The organism is Lentisphaera profundi (assembly GCF_028728065.1).
Classification (GTDB): domain Bacteria; phylum Verrucomicrobiota; class Lentisphaeria; order Lentisphaerales; family Lentisphaeraceae; genus Lentisphaera; species Lentisphaera profundi.
The window spans coordinates 356,201-372,681 of sequence record NZ_CP117812.1 but is presented as its reverse complement, the minus strand read 5'-3'; the positions used below and the strand labels follow the sequence as shown (position 1 = coordinate 372,681).

Here is a 16,481-nt window from a genome sequence, read left to right as displayed (position 1 = left end):
TTATAAATTAAATAAATCTTTAAATACTTTCACTAAGCGTGATGGGTCATCTCGCTTTACTTCATCCCTTAGAGTGATAATTGGATCATGAAGTAATTTGTTCACAATTTGATGTAAACTTTTATTAATAGCCTCTTTATCAGAATCGCTCAAATGATTCAATTTTCGAAAAAGCTTAGCCTGCTCCTCATCTTTAATTCCATGTAGACGCTCACGGAAAGAATTAATTAAAGGGCCCACTGAGGAAAGTGCCTGCTCCTCTTTAAACTCTCGTAACTTCCCTTCTACAATCTCTTCTGCACGGCCAAAGGCACGACCGCGTTTCTTGCGGTTTTCTTCCGCAATCTTATTGAGGTCATCAATATTATAGACAAAAACATCCGTCAAATCATTAATCTTTGGATCAATATCTCGCGGAACTGCAATATCAATTAAAAACATTGGTTCACGACGTTTTGACATCACACCCTTGATTAAATCTTTTTCTAAAATGTAATCGGGTGAACCTGTGGAAGACAATATGATATCGGCTCCCCACACAGCGTCCTCTAACTGATCTAAGCCAAATGCTTTGCCCTTAAATTTCTTTGCCAAGGTTTCAGCACGCTCAACATTTCGATTAGCTACCATAATTTGATCAACGCCTGCATCAAAAAAATGAACCCCTGCTAATTCACACATTTCTCCTGCACCAATCAAAAGAACTTTTTTTCCTGATAAATGATCAAAAATATTTTTTGATAACTGCACCGCAATCGATGCTACCGATACAGAGCCCTTACCGATATCTGTATCGCGACGAACTTGGCGAGCACATTTTAGCATTTGTTGATAAATATGTGCAAAATTGGCCGTCGCATAATTCTGCTCAAAGCTCAATTCAAACGCACTCTTAACTTGCCCTAAAATCTGCACTTCGCCGACAACGAGAGAATCTAAACCTGAAGCAACTCGAAAAAGATGATCTAAGGCTTCGTAATCATTATAGCGATAAAAGAAATCCTCAAAATCACTCTCTTTAAATGAACCCACTTCCATGAGGTATTTTTCTAAAACCGCTTGTTCACCATTAAAAATAAACTCGGTTCGATTACAGGTAGAAATCAATACAAATTCACTAAGGCTATCACAGCAATAGCTTAAGATCTCTTTTAATTTATCGGCACCAAAAGCCAGCCTTTCACGTAACTCTACAGGGGCGCTCTTATGATTTAAACCAATAATAGAAATAAAAGGCAGCGTCATTTGACTACCTCAACATTTTGAACATGTGCTCTTGGTGCAAAGGTACTTATGCAACCATAAAAAATAATAAAGGCAATAAACAAAACGGTGACTGCACGAGCTAAATCTCGAGAGTTCATTTTTTTAGTATTATACAATGCAAAAAGCGCGGTATAAATCACCCACAAAACGGTACCCCATATCACCTTAAGCTCATTAAAACCTTCAGAATCTTTCTTAAAGTAATAAATCACCGCAAAAGCTATACCTACAGTCATGGCTGACCATCCTCGATTAAAGGATACACTAAAAACTTGCTGCAAACGGTCCAAAGAAGGAAGTTCTTGATCTAAAGCCATTTCTTTATGATTCTTCAATGCTCTTAATTTTATTAAGTAGGTGACACTCTGCGCAAAAGTAAAAAAGAAAATTGCGAAGGCCGCAATCAGTAAAGCCTGGTGCATAAAGAGGAAAAACTGCCCATCATAAGAAGTCTTCGTCAATAAACTAGTACCATCATTAAACACAACAAAAGTCATCAAGACGAGCACAATTGGCATAAATGCTGTCCCCAACAAACGATTCTTAGTCTTATAAGCCGTGTAATAATAAATCACCGCCATCAACCAATTTGTCAATAAAAGGTTATCCATTCCTGATGTAAAAACTTGTTGAATTAAAAGTCCCGTCAAACCCAAGAAACCCAAGAGCGAACTCAAAGTCCCAAAGATAAAGCTTTTTTTATCTCTCTTTAAGGCATGAGTACAAAAACCCGTGACAGAGAGCATAAATAGTGCGTACACACTAAAGAAAAGTATATTAGTCATATTTTGATCTCAAATAATTCTTGACTTGTTCAGCACAATTTTGCCCCGAAACTATACAGTCATTCATGGACACACCATACAGTGATGTCCCAGTAATAAAAATTGATTTTTCGCGTAGAGCATTTTCAATATATTCCACTTTTTTGTAGTGACCTAATTCATACATCGGAATTGCTTTCTTCCACGGAATCGTTTGAAAGAAATCCATAGGAACTGTCACACCTAACTTTTCTTTAAGTTCTGATGCAATAATCGCCTGTAATTCATCTTTATCCAAGTCGAGTAAACCAGGCTCACGAGCACCGCCATACATCACTCTAAATGTAGTTCCTTCACCGTGATTATCTGGGAAAATCTGCGAAGAAAACAACACCCCTAGGACCCTTGATTTTTCATGACTCGGCACTAAAAAACCAAAACCTCTTGGTATATCTAATGTTTCGCGAAAGCCGCAAACCGCCACTCCTACGGCTGTGTAAGGAACATTGACCAAATTCTCTGCTAGCCCAGGCATCGTAGCTGCCATCATTTCACTTGTCCTATCTGCGGGAGTCGCAAACACAACTGCATCAAACTCATGTTGTTGGCCGTCAAAGCATAAGACTGGTGTTTCATCCTCAACATTCAATGTCGTTACTTCTGTATTGTAACGTACTTTTACACGTTCCGACAAAGCTTTCGGCAAGGATTTCATCCCGCCACGTAGACTGCATAAACGACCGCGTTTGCGTTTCGCTGGTGCTAAACCTTGCTCTATCTTGCTTTTATAAGCGGCTTTCATTCCTTTGATAACTGAACCATGGGAACGCTGAGCATCAAAGACTGCGGGGAAGGCGGATCTCATAGAAAGTTTTTTTGGATCCGCGGCAAAGACTCCTGCCACGAAGGGATCGGCAATTTTCATTGCAAATTCTTCACTAAACTGCTGACTAACAAAATCATATAAGCTTTCATCATCTGCTGCTCGAGGTTTTTTCAGAATATCCCCGAAGAGGCTTAACTTAGTCTTGAGGCTCAATTCACCCCAGGTCATCATTGAGACGGGTCCTTCTGGAATTCTTTTTAGTTCTCCATCCATCCATAGATAACGCTTTGCTGCATCTTCATTAGCAAAAAGAATATCTAGCTCAAGCTCTTCACAGAGCTCAAAAATCTCACGACGACTCGAAAGAAAGCCATTGGGTCCTTTTTCATGGGGGAATTCCGCTTTTTGGTCACTAAGAATTTTCCCACCTGGCACAGCCTCTTCTTCAAAGACAGTGATTTCGACATCACTTAATTGTTTCCCTAAGAAATACGCAGTAGCAAGACCACTAAGTCCCGCTCCCACTACCGCTACTTTACGAGTCAATTGCGACATGCTTATTGCTCTTCTTCTACGAGGCCCTTGTGCAAGGCTTTTAGTGCTTTTTCATAATCTTGACGATCAATGACAAACTGCATATTAACTTGACGCATGCACTGATTAACCGCAAGAATATTGATTTGGCTTTGCGCTAAATCTTCGGCGGAACGTGAAAGAAAACCTGGCTTATTCATATTACTTCCAATCGCCGATACAATAGCGACTTCCTTCAGACTGACTTCTGCGCCTTTAAAATTGGTTTTTAAATCCAAGACAAACTGCTCTTTCACATCTTTCTCAGGCAAGAAATGTGTGATTGTATTAGCGTTCGTATTCTTTGCTATATAACTAACCTTATGATTAGCAAAGAGTTCCATTATTCTGTAATCATAGCCGCTTTCACCCACCATATCGGGATCATGGACTTCAATAGCTAATATATCATCACGCCCAGTAACCATCTCCACTCTCGGAAACTCACTGCGAAAACTCTTGTCAATCAAAGTCCCTGGATGCTCTGGCTCAAAAGCATTCGTCACGCGAATTGGAATATCTAAATTCTCCATTTCTTTCGAAGCTTTGGGATGGATAGCTTCCATTCCTAAATCAGCTAATTGATCCGCTACGTCAAAGTTTGTACGCCCAATGATCTCTACTTTATCAAGACCCATTAAATTTGGATCACCTGACGACAAGTGAAATTCTTTATGAATCACACCTTCACGTGCACCAGTAATACAGGCAATTTTTGAAAAAGTAATTTCACTGTAACCACGATCAAAAGTATGCATCAAGCCTTCTTTACACTTTGTGTAACCAGTTGCAATACAAATATTATTCGCATAATCCACACCAGCAAATTCGAGCTCAATCTTCTCGGCAAAAGGCTTGGCCTCATTATCTTTCCATCCGGTCAAATCAATAAGCAAAGCGTTTATCTTGCGATTATTGAGGATATTTACTGAATTCCATGCGGAGTGAGCCTCACCTACAGAACTGAGAAGTTCTCTTGCCGCCATCAAGAACTCATTTAAGTGGAAATGACCATAGGAACAGATGCGGCATATATCTTTTAGACAGTTGCGAATCCCTTCCACACGCTGATCTACATACTCATTTGCAGCTTTCAAATCTAAGCCCGCAGCCACCATTTCGGTGTTCACTTCTTTCATTTGTGCAGTAACTTTATCTAAAGCGCCTTCCCACTTTTGATCTCCATCTTTAAAGTACTGATACACACCTGACTCACCGGTCTTTTTATGCTCAAGCAATGCGTTGGTAATCCCACCATAAGCACTTACGACAAATACACGATTATAGATTTCGTCTTCTTTGCGATTCCCTAAAATGACATTATCCACAATCTCACCAAAGCGAGACATAGAAGTACCACCAATTTTTTCAACTGTATGTTTAGACATTAGATGAGTCCTTACTTAATATATTTTTAAATTTTTCGAGAACTTGGCTTATATCGCCAAGAACCTCACAACCCGTCGACTTCAAGCGCTCAATATTTTGGTGACCCCCTCCAATCAACAAGCATTGCATACCCGCTTCTTGAGCGACTTCATAGTCGTGCTTAGTATCGCCGATCAGCATACACTCATCGGCCTTCAAATTACTTAATTTCACTGCAGAAATGGCTAAATCGACTTTCCCGTGTGCCTTAAAGTCTTCGACTCCATGGACTGAATCAAAATGATCCCACAGCTTAAACTTTTTCACCAAGGTGCCAAGTAAATCTTTTTCGCATGCCGATAAAATCGACTGTTTATAACCCAAGTCATTTAAAGCTAAGAGTACTTCGCCTACTCCTTGATGAAGTTCCGCAAAGTCTCCAAATGATTGATTATATGCTCCAATCCAATCCAAGGCCATTTGCCCATAATCAGCATCGCGTAAATCAATTCCAATTTTTTTATAAAAATCAATGACTGGAAAACCAAATTCCCTTAAATACGTTTCACGATCCATTAACTTGCCATGGCGTTCACGTAGAAACTCTCCCGTTACATGGACACAAAGATCGACATCATTGAGCAATGTCCCATTCCAGTCCCAAAATATATGTTTAATTCGCTTCATAAAAGTTCTGTTTTCGCTTGATTACTTGATGAAAATTGGCAAAAAACTAATATGCCTTAATTACCAAATACTTAAAGTCGAATAAGTATATGTTGATTCACTTGCATCTCAAACCAAGCCTAGAGAATACTCAAAAAATCAAAAGTCATTGACAAATAAGATTTTACAGAGAGATTCAAAAGGAAAAACACAGCTTTAATTTTGAGAAAACTTTACAAATCAAGTCTAGCAACACATATTACCGCTTATTTTTGAAATTTTAACCACTATTTTGGAACGCACTTATGGACATACATTTTATTACAAACTGCGAAATCGAACCTGAAGTTGACTGCTTAATTATCCCTGCATGGGAAGGCGAGTTAGACGGCGCTATAAATAGTTCCTTAATTGCTTTAGAAGACCAAACATCTCTGAACTTAATCCATGAGCGCGGCAACATTTGCGGCAAAGACATGTTTTATCTCCCTACTCCTATGAGTGCTTATCGCGGCATCCTCATTTTGGGTCTTGGCAAAAAAGAGGGTGACCTCAGTCATAAATTCCGTAGCGCAACTGGTAAAGCCGTGAGCCTTCTTCAGAAGTACAAGAAGCACCACCTCTTACTTGAACTGGGCCATGTCCCAGAACTTCAAACTAGACATTTTGTTGCAGCCCTCAACCTCGGCCAATATGAGTATGATGCTTTCAAAACTAAAAAATCTGAAACCGTCAAAGTAGACAACCTCTGCGTTCACCTTTGCGCTAGTAAAGACATCACTATCGAACAAGGCAAAGCGAATCGCGCACAAATTTTTACTGAATGCGCTAACTACGCTCGCGACTTAGGCAATGCTCCAGGCAATGCCCTCACACCAAAAATCCTTGCTGATAAAGCGCGTAATCTTGCAAAAGAGACTGATTCAGAAATCGAAGTCCTCGGCGAAGCCGAAATGGGAAAACTCGGCATGGGTGCACTCTTATCAGTTTCGGCTGGCTCAGACGAAGAAGCACAACTCATCATTCTCAAGCACACTCACCCGAGCGCGACTAAAACTGTCGCTATTGTAGGCAAAGGCGTAACTTTTGATTCTGGCGGTATTAGCCTTAAGCCAGGCAAAGGCATGCAAGAGATGAAGTACGATATGTGCGGTGCAGCCGCTGTCCTTGGTGCTTTCAAAGCGATCTGTGAATGTAACGCCGCCATCAACGTCATTTGCGTTGTACCAAGTTCAGAAAACCTTATCAATGGCAAAGCTACTAAGCCAGGCGATATCGTCACTGCTTATAATGGTAAAACTATCGAGATCTACAATACAGACGCTGAAGGTCGACTACTCCTTTGCGATGCCATGGCCTATACCGCCGAAACATATAAGCCAGACATCATGATTGATGTAGCTACTCTAACCGGCGCATGCATCGTGGCTTTAGGCCATGAAATGTCGGCTATCATCAGTGAAGATGACGAGCTCCAAAAGGACCTCATTGAAGCAGGATCACAAGTGCATGAACGCTTGTGGCCCCTACCTCTAAACGACGATTATAAAAAGCTCCTACACGGCACTGATGCTGATCTTTGCAACATCGGCCCTCCGTATGCAGGCACAATCACTGCTGCTGGCTTCCTTTCCAACTTTGCTGGCGATACTCGCTGGGCTCACCTCGACATCGCAGGCACTGCATGGGGAATGAAAGGTTGCACATACATTAACGAAAAACTCGCCAGTGGCTTCGGAACTCGACTCCTCGCCAAATGGCTCATGAATATTGCAGAATGACCCAAAAACCAAATTTAGATACAAAAAAAGCTAGCGTATACACCCTCGGGTGCCGTCTCAACCAATCAGAATCATCCGTCATGGAGCAAGGTCTTAAAGAGCAAGGTTTTGAAATCGTTGATTTCAAAACAGACTCCAACCTTGCCATCGTCAATACATGTACCGTAACGGCACGTGCTGACTCAGATTGTCGCAATGTCATTCGCTCCTACATCCGTAGGAATCCGGATGCTTTTGTTGCCGTGGTCGGTTGTTATTCGCAAATGGGCTATAAAACTCTTTCGGAAATTGAAGGCGTTGACCTAATCATTGGCAATCAAGATAAAATGTCGGTACTCGATTACGTCAGTATGGGTAAAAATGAAAAACCTTTAATCATTAGAGATCGAATTGTCAAAGAAGATTTCACTATTGACACCATGGGCCAATCAGATTCAAAAACACGCGCCAATCTAAAGATCCAAGATGGCTGTGACTTCATGTGCACTTTCTGTATCATACCAATGGCAAGAGGACGCTCTCGCTCAAGAGAAATGGATAACCTTTTGGAAGAAGCTCGCGTACTTATTGCTCAAGGATTTCGTGAAATTGTCATTACTGGTGTCAACGTTGCCACCTATGAATCACAGGGACGAACTTTTCTCGATGTCATTGATCAACTTAATGAACTAGAAGGTATTGAAAGAATTCGTATTAGCTCAATCGAGCCCACCACTATTCCAGAAAAAATCTTTGATTATATGGCTGACCCCAATCACGCCTTAGTCCCTTATCTTCACATCCCTCTACAGAGTGGATCTGATAAAATCCTCAAAATCATGAAAAGGCGTTACGAACGTCAAGACTTTCTCGACTTTATCAAAAAAGCCTCTGAACGTGTCCCTGACTTATGTATTGGCACTGATGTCATGGTTGGCATGTGCGGCGAAGGCGATGCAGAATTTGAAGAAACCTGTGACTTCCTGATCAAATCACCCGTGAACTATTTCCACGTCTTCACTTTTTCTGAACGCGATGGAACTCCTGCAGTAAAAATGGAAGAGAAAGTTTCCCCAAAAGAGAAATCTCATCGTTCTTCAGTACTCAGAGCCATTAGTGAAAGAAAACGTCTTAAGTTCTACAGCGAGTATATCGGCCGTGAATTTGACGTGCTCTTTGAATCAGGCCATGATGGATTATGGACTGGATATACCGAGAACTTCATCCGTGTCTCAGTTGAATACTCTGGGAATTTAAGTCGTCATATTCGACGTGTAAAAATCACTCATACAGTTGCGGACTTCGCAATGGCTGAATTAGTAGATGAATAAGTCCCTCTCTGACAAACTCCTTCAAGTCAAACAAGAACTGCAAGAACTCGATAGCCTTGCCATTGCTTATTCCGGTGGTGTGGACTCAAGCTTACTCGCAGCTTTAGCCTACGAGTTCATGCCAAAAGAAAGCGTTGAGCTCATTATTGCCGACTCTCCTTCCATCCCTCGGTCGGAATTAAAAGAAGCCCAAGCATTGGCCTCTGAGAAAAACTGGCGACTCACGGTTCTCTATACCCATGAAATAGACAAAGCCGAATACCAAGCCAACTCGGGTAATCGTTGTTATTACTGTAAATCAGAACTCTTCTCTGAAATGTCTCAATATGCACATGAAAATAATATAAAAACCATGGCATACGGGGCTATTCTTGACGACCTTAGTGATCATAGACCTGGCGCCCAAGCTGCTGAGGAATATTCAGTTATTGCGCCATTGCAGATCCTTAGTAAAGAGGAAATTCGCGAACTCTCCAAAGAAAGAAACTTGCCGACAGCGTCCCGCGCATCATTTGCTTGCTTAGCCTCTCGCTTACCGCAAGGAGAAAAAGTTACCATTCAAAAACTCTCTCAAATCGAGATGGCTGAAGAAATACTCAAGAAATACAAATTTCATCAATACCGCGCCCGCCATCATGGTGAGCTCATACGAATTGAAGTTGAAGAAGAAGCGCTTGATCGTTTTTTTGACAAAGAATTTCGTCAACAAATTTTAAGTCAGCTCAAAAAAGTTGGCTATCGTCACATCACTTTAGATCTAGCCGGTTACCGGACTGGATCAACCCATTAACTAGGACCAAGGGAATATGAATCAACTCACTGGCAATCTCGATAAAATGAATACTCTATGCCCCACAAATGGTGGCTTAGTGGAATACTCCTTAAGCATGAATGGCAAGGGTGTTTTACCTTTAAATGCCCTTATTGGAAAAAAAGTTTCCTGGTCCTACCAAGGTCAAATTAACTGCATCCATTGCGGCGCAAGTATAAAGAAAGCCGTGGGTCAAGGCTCATGCTGGCCTTGTTTCAATAACTTAGCCTGCAATGACCTCTGTATCATGAAACCAGAAACTTGTCATTACGCTAAAGGCACTTGCCGTCAACCCAAATGGGCCGACACCCATTGCATGACTGATCAAGCACTCTACCTAGCACGTTCATCTGGAGTTAAAATTGGTATCACTCGCGGCGGAAACCACCTTACACGCTGGGCTGACCAAGGCGCCTCAGAAGCTTTAGTCATTGGACTCTTTCCAAATCGCCTCGATGTTGGTTTAGCCGAAAAAGCCATTAGCTCAAGTGGCATTTCAGATCGTACTAGCTGGCAGAAAATGCTTAAGCATGATCTTACTGACACCGCATTTGAACCGATTATGGAACAAGTAAAAGAAATTCTCAGTAAAGAGCAGCAACAATATTTACTCGATGAGCCAAAGACAATCAAACTCGAATACCCTCACATCGAATGGCCAAAGAAAGTCAAATCTTTAAAGTTAGATAAAGTGCCAATTTATACCGCCACACTCATGGCTATCAAAGGGCAATACCTCATTTTTGATACTAATGAAGTATTTAATGTTCGTGCTCACTCAGGCTACAACATTTCATTTTCTTGGGAAGACTAAAAAAAAGCTCGAGTCTTTGACTCGAGCTATACACAAAAAATTTGTCCCTAGACTTAATCTAACGGGTCTATTTTTGTGATGTAAACTATTTATTTACGATGCTTACCTTGCTTAACCTTCACAGTCATCTCGACTTCTTTATCGAGCAAAGCTTTGATTTTCTCATGTGAATTTTTGAGTACCATAAACTCCTCGCCTTTTTCATTGGTAAAGAGAGTACCATATGAGGTCTGTTTAAAAGTCCCACTCACGATTAATTTTTCTGCTTCAACTTTATTCACTTCATTAGCAGCAAAACTTACATAACATAAGCTCATTAAACATACGATTAATTTTTTCATCTATCATCCTTGTTATCTGTTTCCAACTCTTTTTTGAGTTCCATAATTCTAAATAGCTTTACTCAAAAATAAATTGACAGCTAAAATCATAAAAAGGGCTAAGGCTTTATTTTTTCAGCCGATTCGCTAAAAAATCTTCGTTTTTTAGCTTCAAAATATTTAGACGACTTATATTAGCTTGATTAAAAAACCCACTAAGATAGGACTCTTCATGAACTCAAATGATCGCGGAACTCAATCTGAAGTCATCCCTCATTTGCTTAATCATTTTGATGCAGCTTTCGATGAACCTGAACAAGATTACCTCCGCCTGCTCGAAGAATTAGAAATCGGTGATGAGCGCTATGATGTAAAGAGTACTGTTAACGAAGGTGGGATGAAATACATCGTAGAAACTTATGATGAACTCACCAAAAGAAGTATCGCTAAAGCCGTCATGAAAAATGCGGATGATCAAGAGACCGTAAAAAACTTTATTCGCGAAGCTCGCATTACTGCTTCTCTTGAACATCCTAATATAGTACCGGTCCATGACATAGGTATCGAAAATGAGGCCGAACCTTTCTTCACCATGAAATTATTGCATGGTGAAAACTTACAAGATATCCTCGACCAGCTCAAAGCAGAAAACCCCGAATATCAAAAGCGCTACCCAAAAAATGAGTTGCTAGGGATCTTTCTAAAAGTTTGTAATGCTGTTGCCTTTGCGCATTCCAAATTCGTCTTACACCTCGACCTTAAACCCGCTAATATTCAGGTTAATGAATTCGGTGAAGTGTTACTTTGTGACTGGGGGCTCGCTCGCCAATTAAGAGACAAAGACGATGAAATTGCCGAAGACATCGAAATACAATCCCTGCAAAGTGACTCCATAGAATTAACTCAAGATGGCGTTCTCAAAGGAAGTCCAGGTTACATGGCCCCCGAACAAATCACCTCTTCTTGTGGCTCACGCTCATACGCAACGGATATTTATTGTCTCGGTGCAATCCTCTACTCAATCCTCACCTTAGAACGTCCTTTCAGTGGAAATTTGAAAAGTATTGTTCAACAAACACTCAGTGGAGAAATCATCCCTCCCAACCAACGCAAACCTGATTTCACAATTAGTAATAGCCTCAACGCCGTAGTGGTCAAAGCGATGGCAACTAAAGTAAAAGATCGCTATTTAAATGTAGATGACCTAGCCGATGAAGTTAAAGCCTTTATCGAGGGCTTTGCCACTGAAGCTGAACATGCGGGATTTCTAACCCTATTAAACTTACTATTTAAACGTCATAAAGAAGCCTGCTTACTCATTTCAGCTTCCTTTCTGATCATTATTCTGATCACCGCCACCTTTATGGATAGCCTGCAAAATGAACGTGAAGCGGCCTTAGCGGCAGAAGCCCAAGCCCGACAATCACAAAAAATCGAAAAAGAAGCTCGGGAAAATGCCGAAAGCGCCAAAATCAAAGCCGAGAAAGCTGATGCACGCAGTATGCAAATCCGTAAACAAACGGCGGTACTCCTGCTCGATTTTGCTCGTAACGAATACCAAAAAACAAGTTATCAACACGCCTTAAAACTGGTACAAGAATCTCTCGTCTCCGACCCTAAGAACATGGAATCTCGCTATTATCACGCACTCTACCAATTTGGCTTCCACAATTTTCCTAAAGCAATAGAAGAAATCGATAAATATCAAGGAAAGCTAGCCACGGATTGGCTCAAAGAACTTTGCAAAATGAGTTTAGAGTATGATCATGAGGATTTTATCACTTCTGATACCTTCCCTAAAATATTACATAAACTTCATCAATTGAAAAAAAATCAAAAAACCTATCATCATTTTCTTTCTGTTGCCACCTACAAATACCCCCTCCATAAACGCTGGGAATTCGCTGAAAAACACCTTAAAGCCATGTGTGTTACTGATTTTACTTTTAAATTAAAGCAGAAAAAAGATCTTACTTATTCTCTTTCCATCGCAGGTAGCAAAGGTGTTCACGATCTCATTGCATTAAACAACCTACCCATTTCTGAACTCGATGCTTCCAATACCGATATTGACTCCATCCAAGCGATGGCAACTATGCCCCTCACACATTTAAACATTAGTAGAACTCACGTCTATTCACTTCTACCCCTTGAAGACAAAAAAATTAAGCATATCAATATCTGGAAAACTAATGTCCGTAATATTCGCTACCTCTCGAACGCTCCTTTAGAGACCATTTATTTAAATAATAAATGGTCCGATTTAACGTTCATCCAGAATATTCCAACACTGCGAAATATCTACATCTCACGTTTCACCTTCAGTGAAAGTAAACTAAACCAGCTCCCAAAACACATCAAAGTATCGTTCGTGGATTAGACTTGCTGTCAATTTAATCCGTGTTGCTGTTATCAATCGACCATACATTAATAAGCTAAGGAAAACCATGAAGTACATTATAACTCTGCTCTTTACTTGTAGCATCTCTATTTTCTCCGCCAGTAAACCCAATATCCTCTTCATCTTTTCAGATGATCACGCCACTCAATCCATAAGTTGTTATGGCTCAATTCTGAACTCAACACCGAATATTGATCGCATTGCCAAAGAAGGCATTCGCTTCGATCGCTGCTTAGTCACTAATGCTATCTGTGGTCCTAGTCGAGCCGCAATTCTCACAGGAAAATATTCTCATCTTAACGGCTTCTACAAAAATGACATGTATTTTGATGGTGCGCAGCTCACATTCCCTAAGCTTTTACAAAAAGCAGGCTATCAAACTGCCGTCATAGGCAAATGGCATTTGGCGTCACTCCCTACTGGCTTTGATCACTTTGAAGTCATTACTGGTTACGGTGGGCAAGGCAAGTATTATCATCCTCAAATGAACCGCAATGGTGAAACCACAAATTATCGCGGCTACACCACCGAGATCATCACTCAGTTAAATATGGATTGGTTAAAAAATCAACGCGATAAATCAAAACCTTTTATACTGATGATGCAACACAAAGCTCCTCATCGCGCTTGGTTGCCTTCTCCTAAATACATGGATGCTTTTAAAGATAAAAAATTCCCCGAACCCGAAAATCTTCATACCGATTATGCAGGCAAAACCTCTCATATCAAAAAACAGGACATGATGATCAAAGGCTCAATGAACCCAGGGGATCTCAAACTTACTCCACCTAAATACCTTGATGGTGAAGATCTCGCTAATTGGCACAAAGCCTATGATCAAGAAAATGCGGACTTCGCAAAGGCGAATCTCCAGGGAAAAGAATTACGCTCTTGGAACTACCAGCGTTATATACGTGATTATGTTCGTTGTGTTCAATCCATTGATGACTCTATAGGCGAAGTCCTCCAATACTTAGATGATCAAGGCTTGGCAGAGAATACCTTAGTTATCTATTCATCCGATCAAGGATTTTTCCTTGGTGAACATGGTTGGTTTGATAAACGCTTTATGTACGAAGAAGCCTTACGCACGCCATTGCTTATGCGCTGGCCTAAAACTATTAAAGGCGGTTCTGTAAATACAGAAATCGTTTCTAACTTAGACTTCGCTCAAACATTTTTAGAAATCGCAGGAACCCCTTCACCTAAAGAAATGCAAGGAGCCAGTCTCCTCCCCTTCATGAAAGGCTTAAAAGTAGATCAATGGCGAGAATCATTTTACTACCATTACTATGGCTACCCTGATTGGCATTTAGTTCAAAAGCATTGTGGCGTCACTGATGGACGTTATAAACTCATTCATTTCTACACCACGGACGAATGGGAACTTTACGATATGGAGAAAGATCCAGGGGAGAACCTTAATCGCGCCAAAGATCCCGAATTCAAAAGTATTTTAGATAACATGAAAAAGAAACTCAAGCAACAACAAGTTGAACTCGAAGTCCCCGATGACAAAGAAGTTATCTCACGCTTCAAACATTTAGAAAAAGAAAACTCCTACCTCAAATGGGGCGTGAAAAAGAAATAATTCATCTCTTTGATTACACATACCACGGTACTTGTGTATACTAATGCATTAATCCAATCTCTAAACTGAGGCTAAGCATGCATAGAAGAAATTTATTAAAAGCAAGTGGCTTGGGCTTAGCTCTAGCAGCAAACTCTTGTACGAGCACATCAAAACCTCAAACTAAGTCAAAGAAACAATTCCCTTTCAAGAAATCATTCTGCTATTGGCCATACAAGGATATGTGGTCCATTGATCAAATGATTAGCATCGCTAAAAAAATGGATTGCGATGGTATTGAACTCGTACCGCCAAAGTATTGGGGGAAACTCAAAGATGCTGGACTAGAATGTTCTCTAAGTACCTCTCACAGTTTTACCACGGGGATGAACGACCCAACTTTTCACCTCGCGAACATCTCTAAAATAAAAGAACGTATTGACTTATGTAAGCAATATAATTTCCCTTCCGTCATTACATTTGTTGGCTTCTCAGATAACACTGACCAAGGGGGAGCTAAAATCTCGGCTTCAGAAGGCATCAAAAACTGTATCCAAGCCTACGAGCAAGTGCTCCCCTATGCCGAGAAACAGGGTATCACCTTACAAATGGAAATACTTAATTCTCGGGTTTCTACCAGTATGAAAGGTCATCCTGGCTTTGCAGGTGATACCGTAGAATACTGTGGCGAAATCATTCGACATTTCAACTCCGATCATTTCAAACTTTTATTCGACATCTATCATGTACAGGTCATGCAAGGTGATCTCATTACTAGAATCAATGACAATATGGATATTATTGGCCATGTTCATACTGCTGGTTGCCCAGGAAGAAACGAACTCGATAATAGTCAAGAAATAAATTATCCCGCCGTCATCCAAGCCTTGAATAACAATGCCTACAAAGGCTACCTCACACATGAGTTTCTCCCTACTAAAAATGCCGAACTAGGTCTTTCAGAAGCCTTTGAAACCTGCTCTATCGAAGTTTGATTTCGACTTATAAGCCTACTGTATAAATTTCTTTAAGGCGATTTAAACCTGTATATCTAGCCGTAGGATTTGTTTAGAAATGTTGAATGAATAAAATATGCTCTCTTCCATATTTAAAACATTCATCAGTCCTTTTCCACGATTCACATTGTGAATTTATCATGACCGCACTACAAGCAACTTTAGTTTTACGAATGATTTTATCTCCATAAAAAGTTTGTATGGATAGCTAAATGGACTACGTTCTCGAAAAATGAATATTATTCGAAAAAGATTCAATTGGTTATTTCATGTACAATAAACAAGAAAAAATACTCGCAAGAGAAGAACTCATCCTCGAAGTCGCTAAGCAAAAAATATCGAGTGAAGGATTTTTTAATCTACGCATGTCCGATGTTGCCAAAGAAGCCAATATCTCCGTAGGGACACTTTACACACATTTTGTGAGTAAGGAAGACCTCATGGTCGGCGTTGCCGTCTGTTTATTAAAAAAGCGCGAACAAATTTTTCGTCGTGCAGGAGAGATATTCGAGGATCCGGTACATCGCATTATTGGCTTGATCATGGGTGATTACCTGATGAATCGTGCGCATGGTGAATTGGCGGAAGTGGAATCATTGACTTTGTTTCCCTCGGTATGGAAGAGAGCATCACAATTGCGTACCATGCAACAAAACCTACTTTGCGAAGGCATCGGCGAGTTAGTGCATGGCTTTATCATGGCGACTTTAAAAAATCGCGAGCTTTTTGATGAAGTGGTAGAAGAAGAGGCCCTTACTCAAACATTGAACCTCAGCTTGTGGGGCGTTTGCATAGGACTGCATCAAGTCTTCAATAGTTTTTGTATGAAAAACAAAACAATTTATCAAGATATTAACGAGGAAGAAATTTACCTACAATGCCTGAGTGCCTTACTCAAAGGATTTGGCTGTCGCCGCGACTTTTTTCCCGGCGAACTAAAGGACGTAAGCAATATCTTAAAAGATAAAACACAAGATTTAATTAAAGGTTAGAAG

Annotated in this window: 14 protein-coding genes; 8 read left to right on the top strand and 6 right to left on the bottom strand. The window is 40.5% G+C overall.

Annotated elements, in window-relative coordinates; genetic code table 11:
- Genes hemA through PQO03_RS13025 form a run of 5 tightly spaced genes read right to left on the bottom strand, consistent with a single transcriptional unit; the run spans position 1 to position 5,484 of the window.
- The gene (hemA, locus tag PQO03_RS13045) at positions 1 to 1,245 is read right to left on the bottom strand and encodes a glutamyl-tRNA reductase (protein ID WP_274153632.1); all 1,245 of its coding nucleotides are present in this window, start codon (positions 1,243 to 1,245) and stop codon (positions 1 to 3) included.
- Positions 1,242 to 2,051 carry a cytochrome c biogenesis protein CcsA gene (gene ccsA / locus PQO03_RS13040; RefSeq protein ID WP_274153631.1) on the bottom strand — a complete coding sequence of 270 codons (810 nt, stop codon included), beginning with the start codon at positions 2,049 to 2,051 and terminating at the stop codon, positions 1,242 to 1,244. Before ccsA ends, hemA begins: the two co-directional genes overlap by 4 nt.
- A complete protein-coding gene (hemG, locus tag PQO03_RS13035) occupies positions 2,044 to 3,411 on the bottom strand; it encodes a protoporphyrinogen oxidase (RefSeq protein ID WP_274153630.1) in 1,368 nt (455 codons plus the stop codon). The genes ccsA and hemG overlap by 8 nt, the downstream gene beginning before the upstream one ends.
- Before the next feature lie 2 nt (positions 3,412 to 3,413).
- A complete protein-coding gene (locus tag PQO03_RS13030) occupies positions 3,414 to 4,817 on the bottom strand; it encodes an aspartate kinase (protein WP_274153629.1) in 1,404 nt (467 codons plus the stop codon).
- The gene (locus tag PQO03_RS13025; RefSeq protein ID WP_274153628.1) at positions 4,810 to 5,484 is read right to left on the bottom strand and encodes an HAD family hydrolase; all 675 of its coding nucleotides are present in this window, start codon (positions 5,482 to 5,484) and stop codon (positions 4,810 to 4,812) included. Before PQO03_RS13025 ends, PQO03_RS13030 begins: the two co-directional genes overlap by 8 nt.
- A gap of 284 nt (positions 5,485 to 5,768) precedes the next feature.
- Here PQO03_RS13025 and PQO03_RS13020 point away from each other — a divergent pair, with 284 nt between their 5' ends.
- Genes PQO03_RS13020 through PQO03_RS13005 form a run of 4 tightly spaced genes read left to right on the top strand, consistent with a single transcriptional unit; the run spans position 5,769 to position 10,179 of the window.
- Positions 5,769 to 7,244 (top strand): leucyl aminopeptidase, encoded by a 1,476-nt coding sequence (locus PQO03_RS13020; protein WP_274153627.1) that lies wholly within the window; start codon positions 5,769 to 5,771, stop codon positions 7,242 to 7,244.
- Positions 7,241 to 8,554, top strand: coding sequence for a tRNA (N(6)-L-threonylcarbamoyladenosine(37)-C(2))-methylthiotransferase MtaB (gene mtaB, locus PQO03_RS13015; RefSeq protein ID WP_274153626.1), 1,314 nt, complete (start codon positions 7,241 to 7,243; stop codon positions 8,552 to 8,554). Before PQO03_RS13020 ends, mtaB begins: the two co-directional genes overlap by 4 nt.
- Entirely contained in the window at positions 8,547 to 9,344 is a 798-nt protein-coding gene (gene larE, locus PQO03_RS13010) for an ATP-dependent sacrificial sulfur transferase LarE (protein ID WP_274153625.1), read from the top strand. The genes mtaB and larE overlap by 8 nt, the downstream gene beginning before the upstream one ends.
- Before the next feature lie 16 nt (positions 9,345 to 9,360).
- Positions 9,361 to 10,179: a DUF2797 domain-containing protein gene (locus tag PQO03_RS13005; protein ID WP_274153624.1), complete on the top strand. Its 819-nt coding sequence runs from the start codon at positions 9,361 to 9,363 to the stop codon at positions 10,177 to 10,179.
- Positions 10,180 to 10,268: 89 nt separating this feature from the next.
- Here PQO03_RS13005 and PQO03_RS13000 read toward each other — a convergent pair whose 3' ends face one another.
- Positions 10,269 to 10,520, bottom strand: coding sequence for a hypothetical protein (locus PQO03_RS13000; RefSeq protein ID WP_274153623.1), 252 nt, complete (start codon positions 10,518 to 10,520; stop codon positions 10,269 to 10,271).
- A 211-nt stretch (positions 10,521 to 10,731) separates the two neighbouring features.
- On the opposite strand from PQO03_RS13000, the gene PQO03_RS12995 reads away from it, so the two are divergent.
- The 4 genes from PQO03_RS12995 (at position 10,732) to PQO03_RS12980 (ending at position 16,478) form a co-directional block, all read left to right on the top strand.
- Positions 10,732 to 12,879: a serine/threonine-protein kinase gene (locus PQO03_RS12995; RefSeq protein ID WP_274153622.1), complete on the top strand. Its 2,148-nt coding sequence runs from the start codon at positions 10,732 to 10,734 to the stop codon at positions 12,877 to 12,879.
- 67 nt (positions 12,880 to 12,946) lie between these two features.
- Complete coding sequence (locus PQO03_RS12990) at positions 12,947 to 14,491, top strand: sulfatase family protein (RefSeq protein WP_274153621.1); 1,545 nt, start codon at positions 12,947 to 12,949, stop codon at positions 14,489 to 14,491.
- A 77-nt stretch (positions 14,492 to 14,568) separates the two neighbouring features.
- A complete protein-coding gene (locus PQO03_RS12985; RefSeq protein ID WP_274153620.1) occupies positions 14,569 to 15,465 on the top strand; it encodes a TIM barrel protein in 897 nt (298 codons plus the stop codon).
- 290 nt (positions 15,466 to 15,755) lie between these two features.
- Positions 15,756 to 16,478 (top strand): TetR/AcrR family transcriptional regulator, encoded by a 723-nt coding sequence (locus PQO03_RS12980; protein WP_274153619.1) that lies wholly within the window; start codon positions 15,756 to 15,758, stop codon positions 16,476 to 16,478.
- Positions 16,479 to 16,481: the final 3 nt, after the last annotated feature.

Excerpts from the sequence above, each read along its gene's own strand:
- hemA (WP_274153632.1), bottom strand. The coding sequence starts at position 1,245 with ATGACGCTGCCTTTTATTTCTATTATTGGTTTAAATCATAAGAGCGCC.
- ccsA (WP_274153631.1), bottom strand. The coding sequence starts at position 2,051 with ATGACTAATATACTTTTCTTTAGTGTGTACGCACTATTTATGCTCTCT.
- hemG (WP_274153630.1), bottom strand. The coding sequence starts at position 3,411 with ATGTCGCAATTGACTCGTAAAGTAGCGGTAGTGGGAGCGGGACTTAGT.
- PQO03_RS13030 (WP_274153629.1), bottom strand. The coding sequence starts at position 4,817 with ATGTCTAAACATACAGTTGAAAAAATTGGTGGTACTTCTATGTCTCGC.
- PQO03_RS13025 (WP_274153628.1), bottom strand. The coding sequence starts at position 5,484 with ATGAAGCGAATTAAACATATATTTTGGGACTGGAATGGGACATTGCTC.
- PQO03_RS13020 (WP_274153627.1), top strand. The coding sequence starts at position 5,769 with ATGGACATACATTTTATTACAAACTGCGAAATCGAACCTGAAGTTGAC.
- mtaB (WP_274153626.1), top strand. The coding sequence starts at position 7,241 with ATGACCCAAAAACCAAATTTAGATACAAAAAAAGCTAGCGTATACACC.
- larE (WP_274153625.1), top strand. The coding sequence starts at position 8,547 with ATGAATAAGTCCCTCTCTGACAAACTCCTTCAAGTCAAACAAGAACTG.
- PQO03_RS13005 (WP_274153624.1), top strand. The coding sequence starts at position 9,361 with ATGAATCAACTCACTGGCAATCTCGATAAAATGAATACTCTATGCCCC.
- PQO03_RS13000 (WP_274153623.1), bottom strand. The coding sequence starts at position 10,520 with ATGAAAAAATTAATCGTATGTTTAATGAGCTTATGTTATGTAAGTTTT.
- PQO03_RS12995 (WP_274153622.1), top strand. The coding sequence starts at position 10,732 with ATGAACTCAAATGATCGCGGAACTCAATCTGAAGTCATCCCTCATTTG.
- PQO03_RS12990 (WP_274153621.1), top strand. The coding sequence starts at position 12,947 with ATGAAGTACATTATAACTCTGCTCTTTACTTGTAGCATCTCTATTTTC.
- PQO03_RS12985 (WP_274153620.1), top strand. The coding sequence starts at position 14,569 with ATGCATAGAAGAAATTTATTAAAAGCAAGTGGCTTGGGCTTAGCTCTA.
- PQO03_RS12980 (WP_274153619.1), top strand. The coding sequence starts at position 15,756 with ATGTACAATAAACAAGAAAAAATACTCGCAAGAGAAGAACTCATCCTC.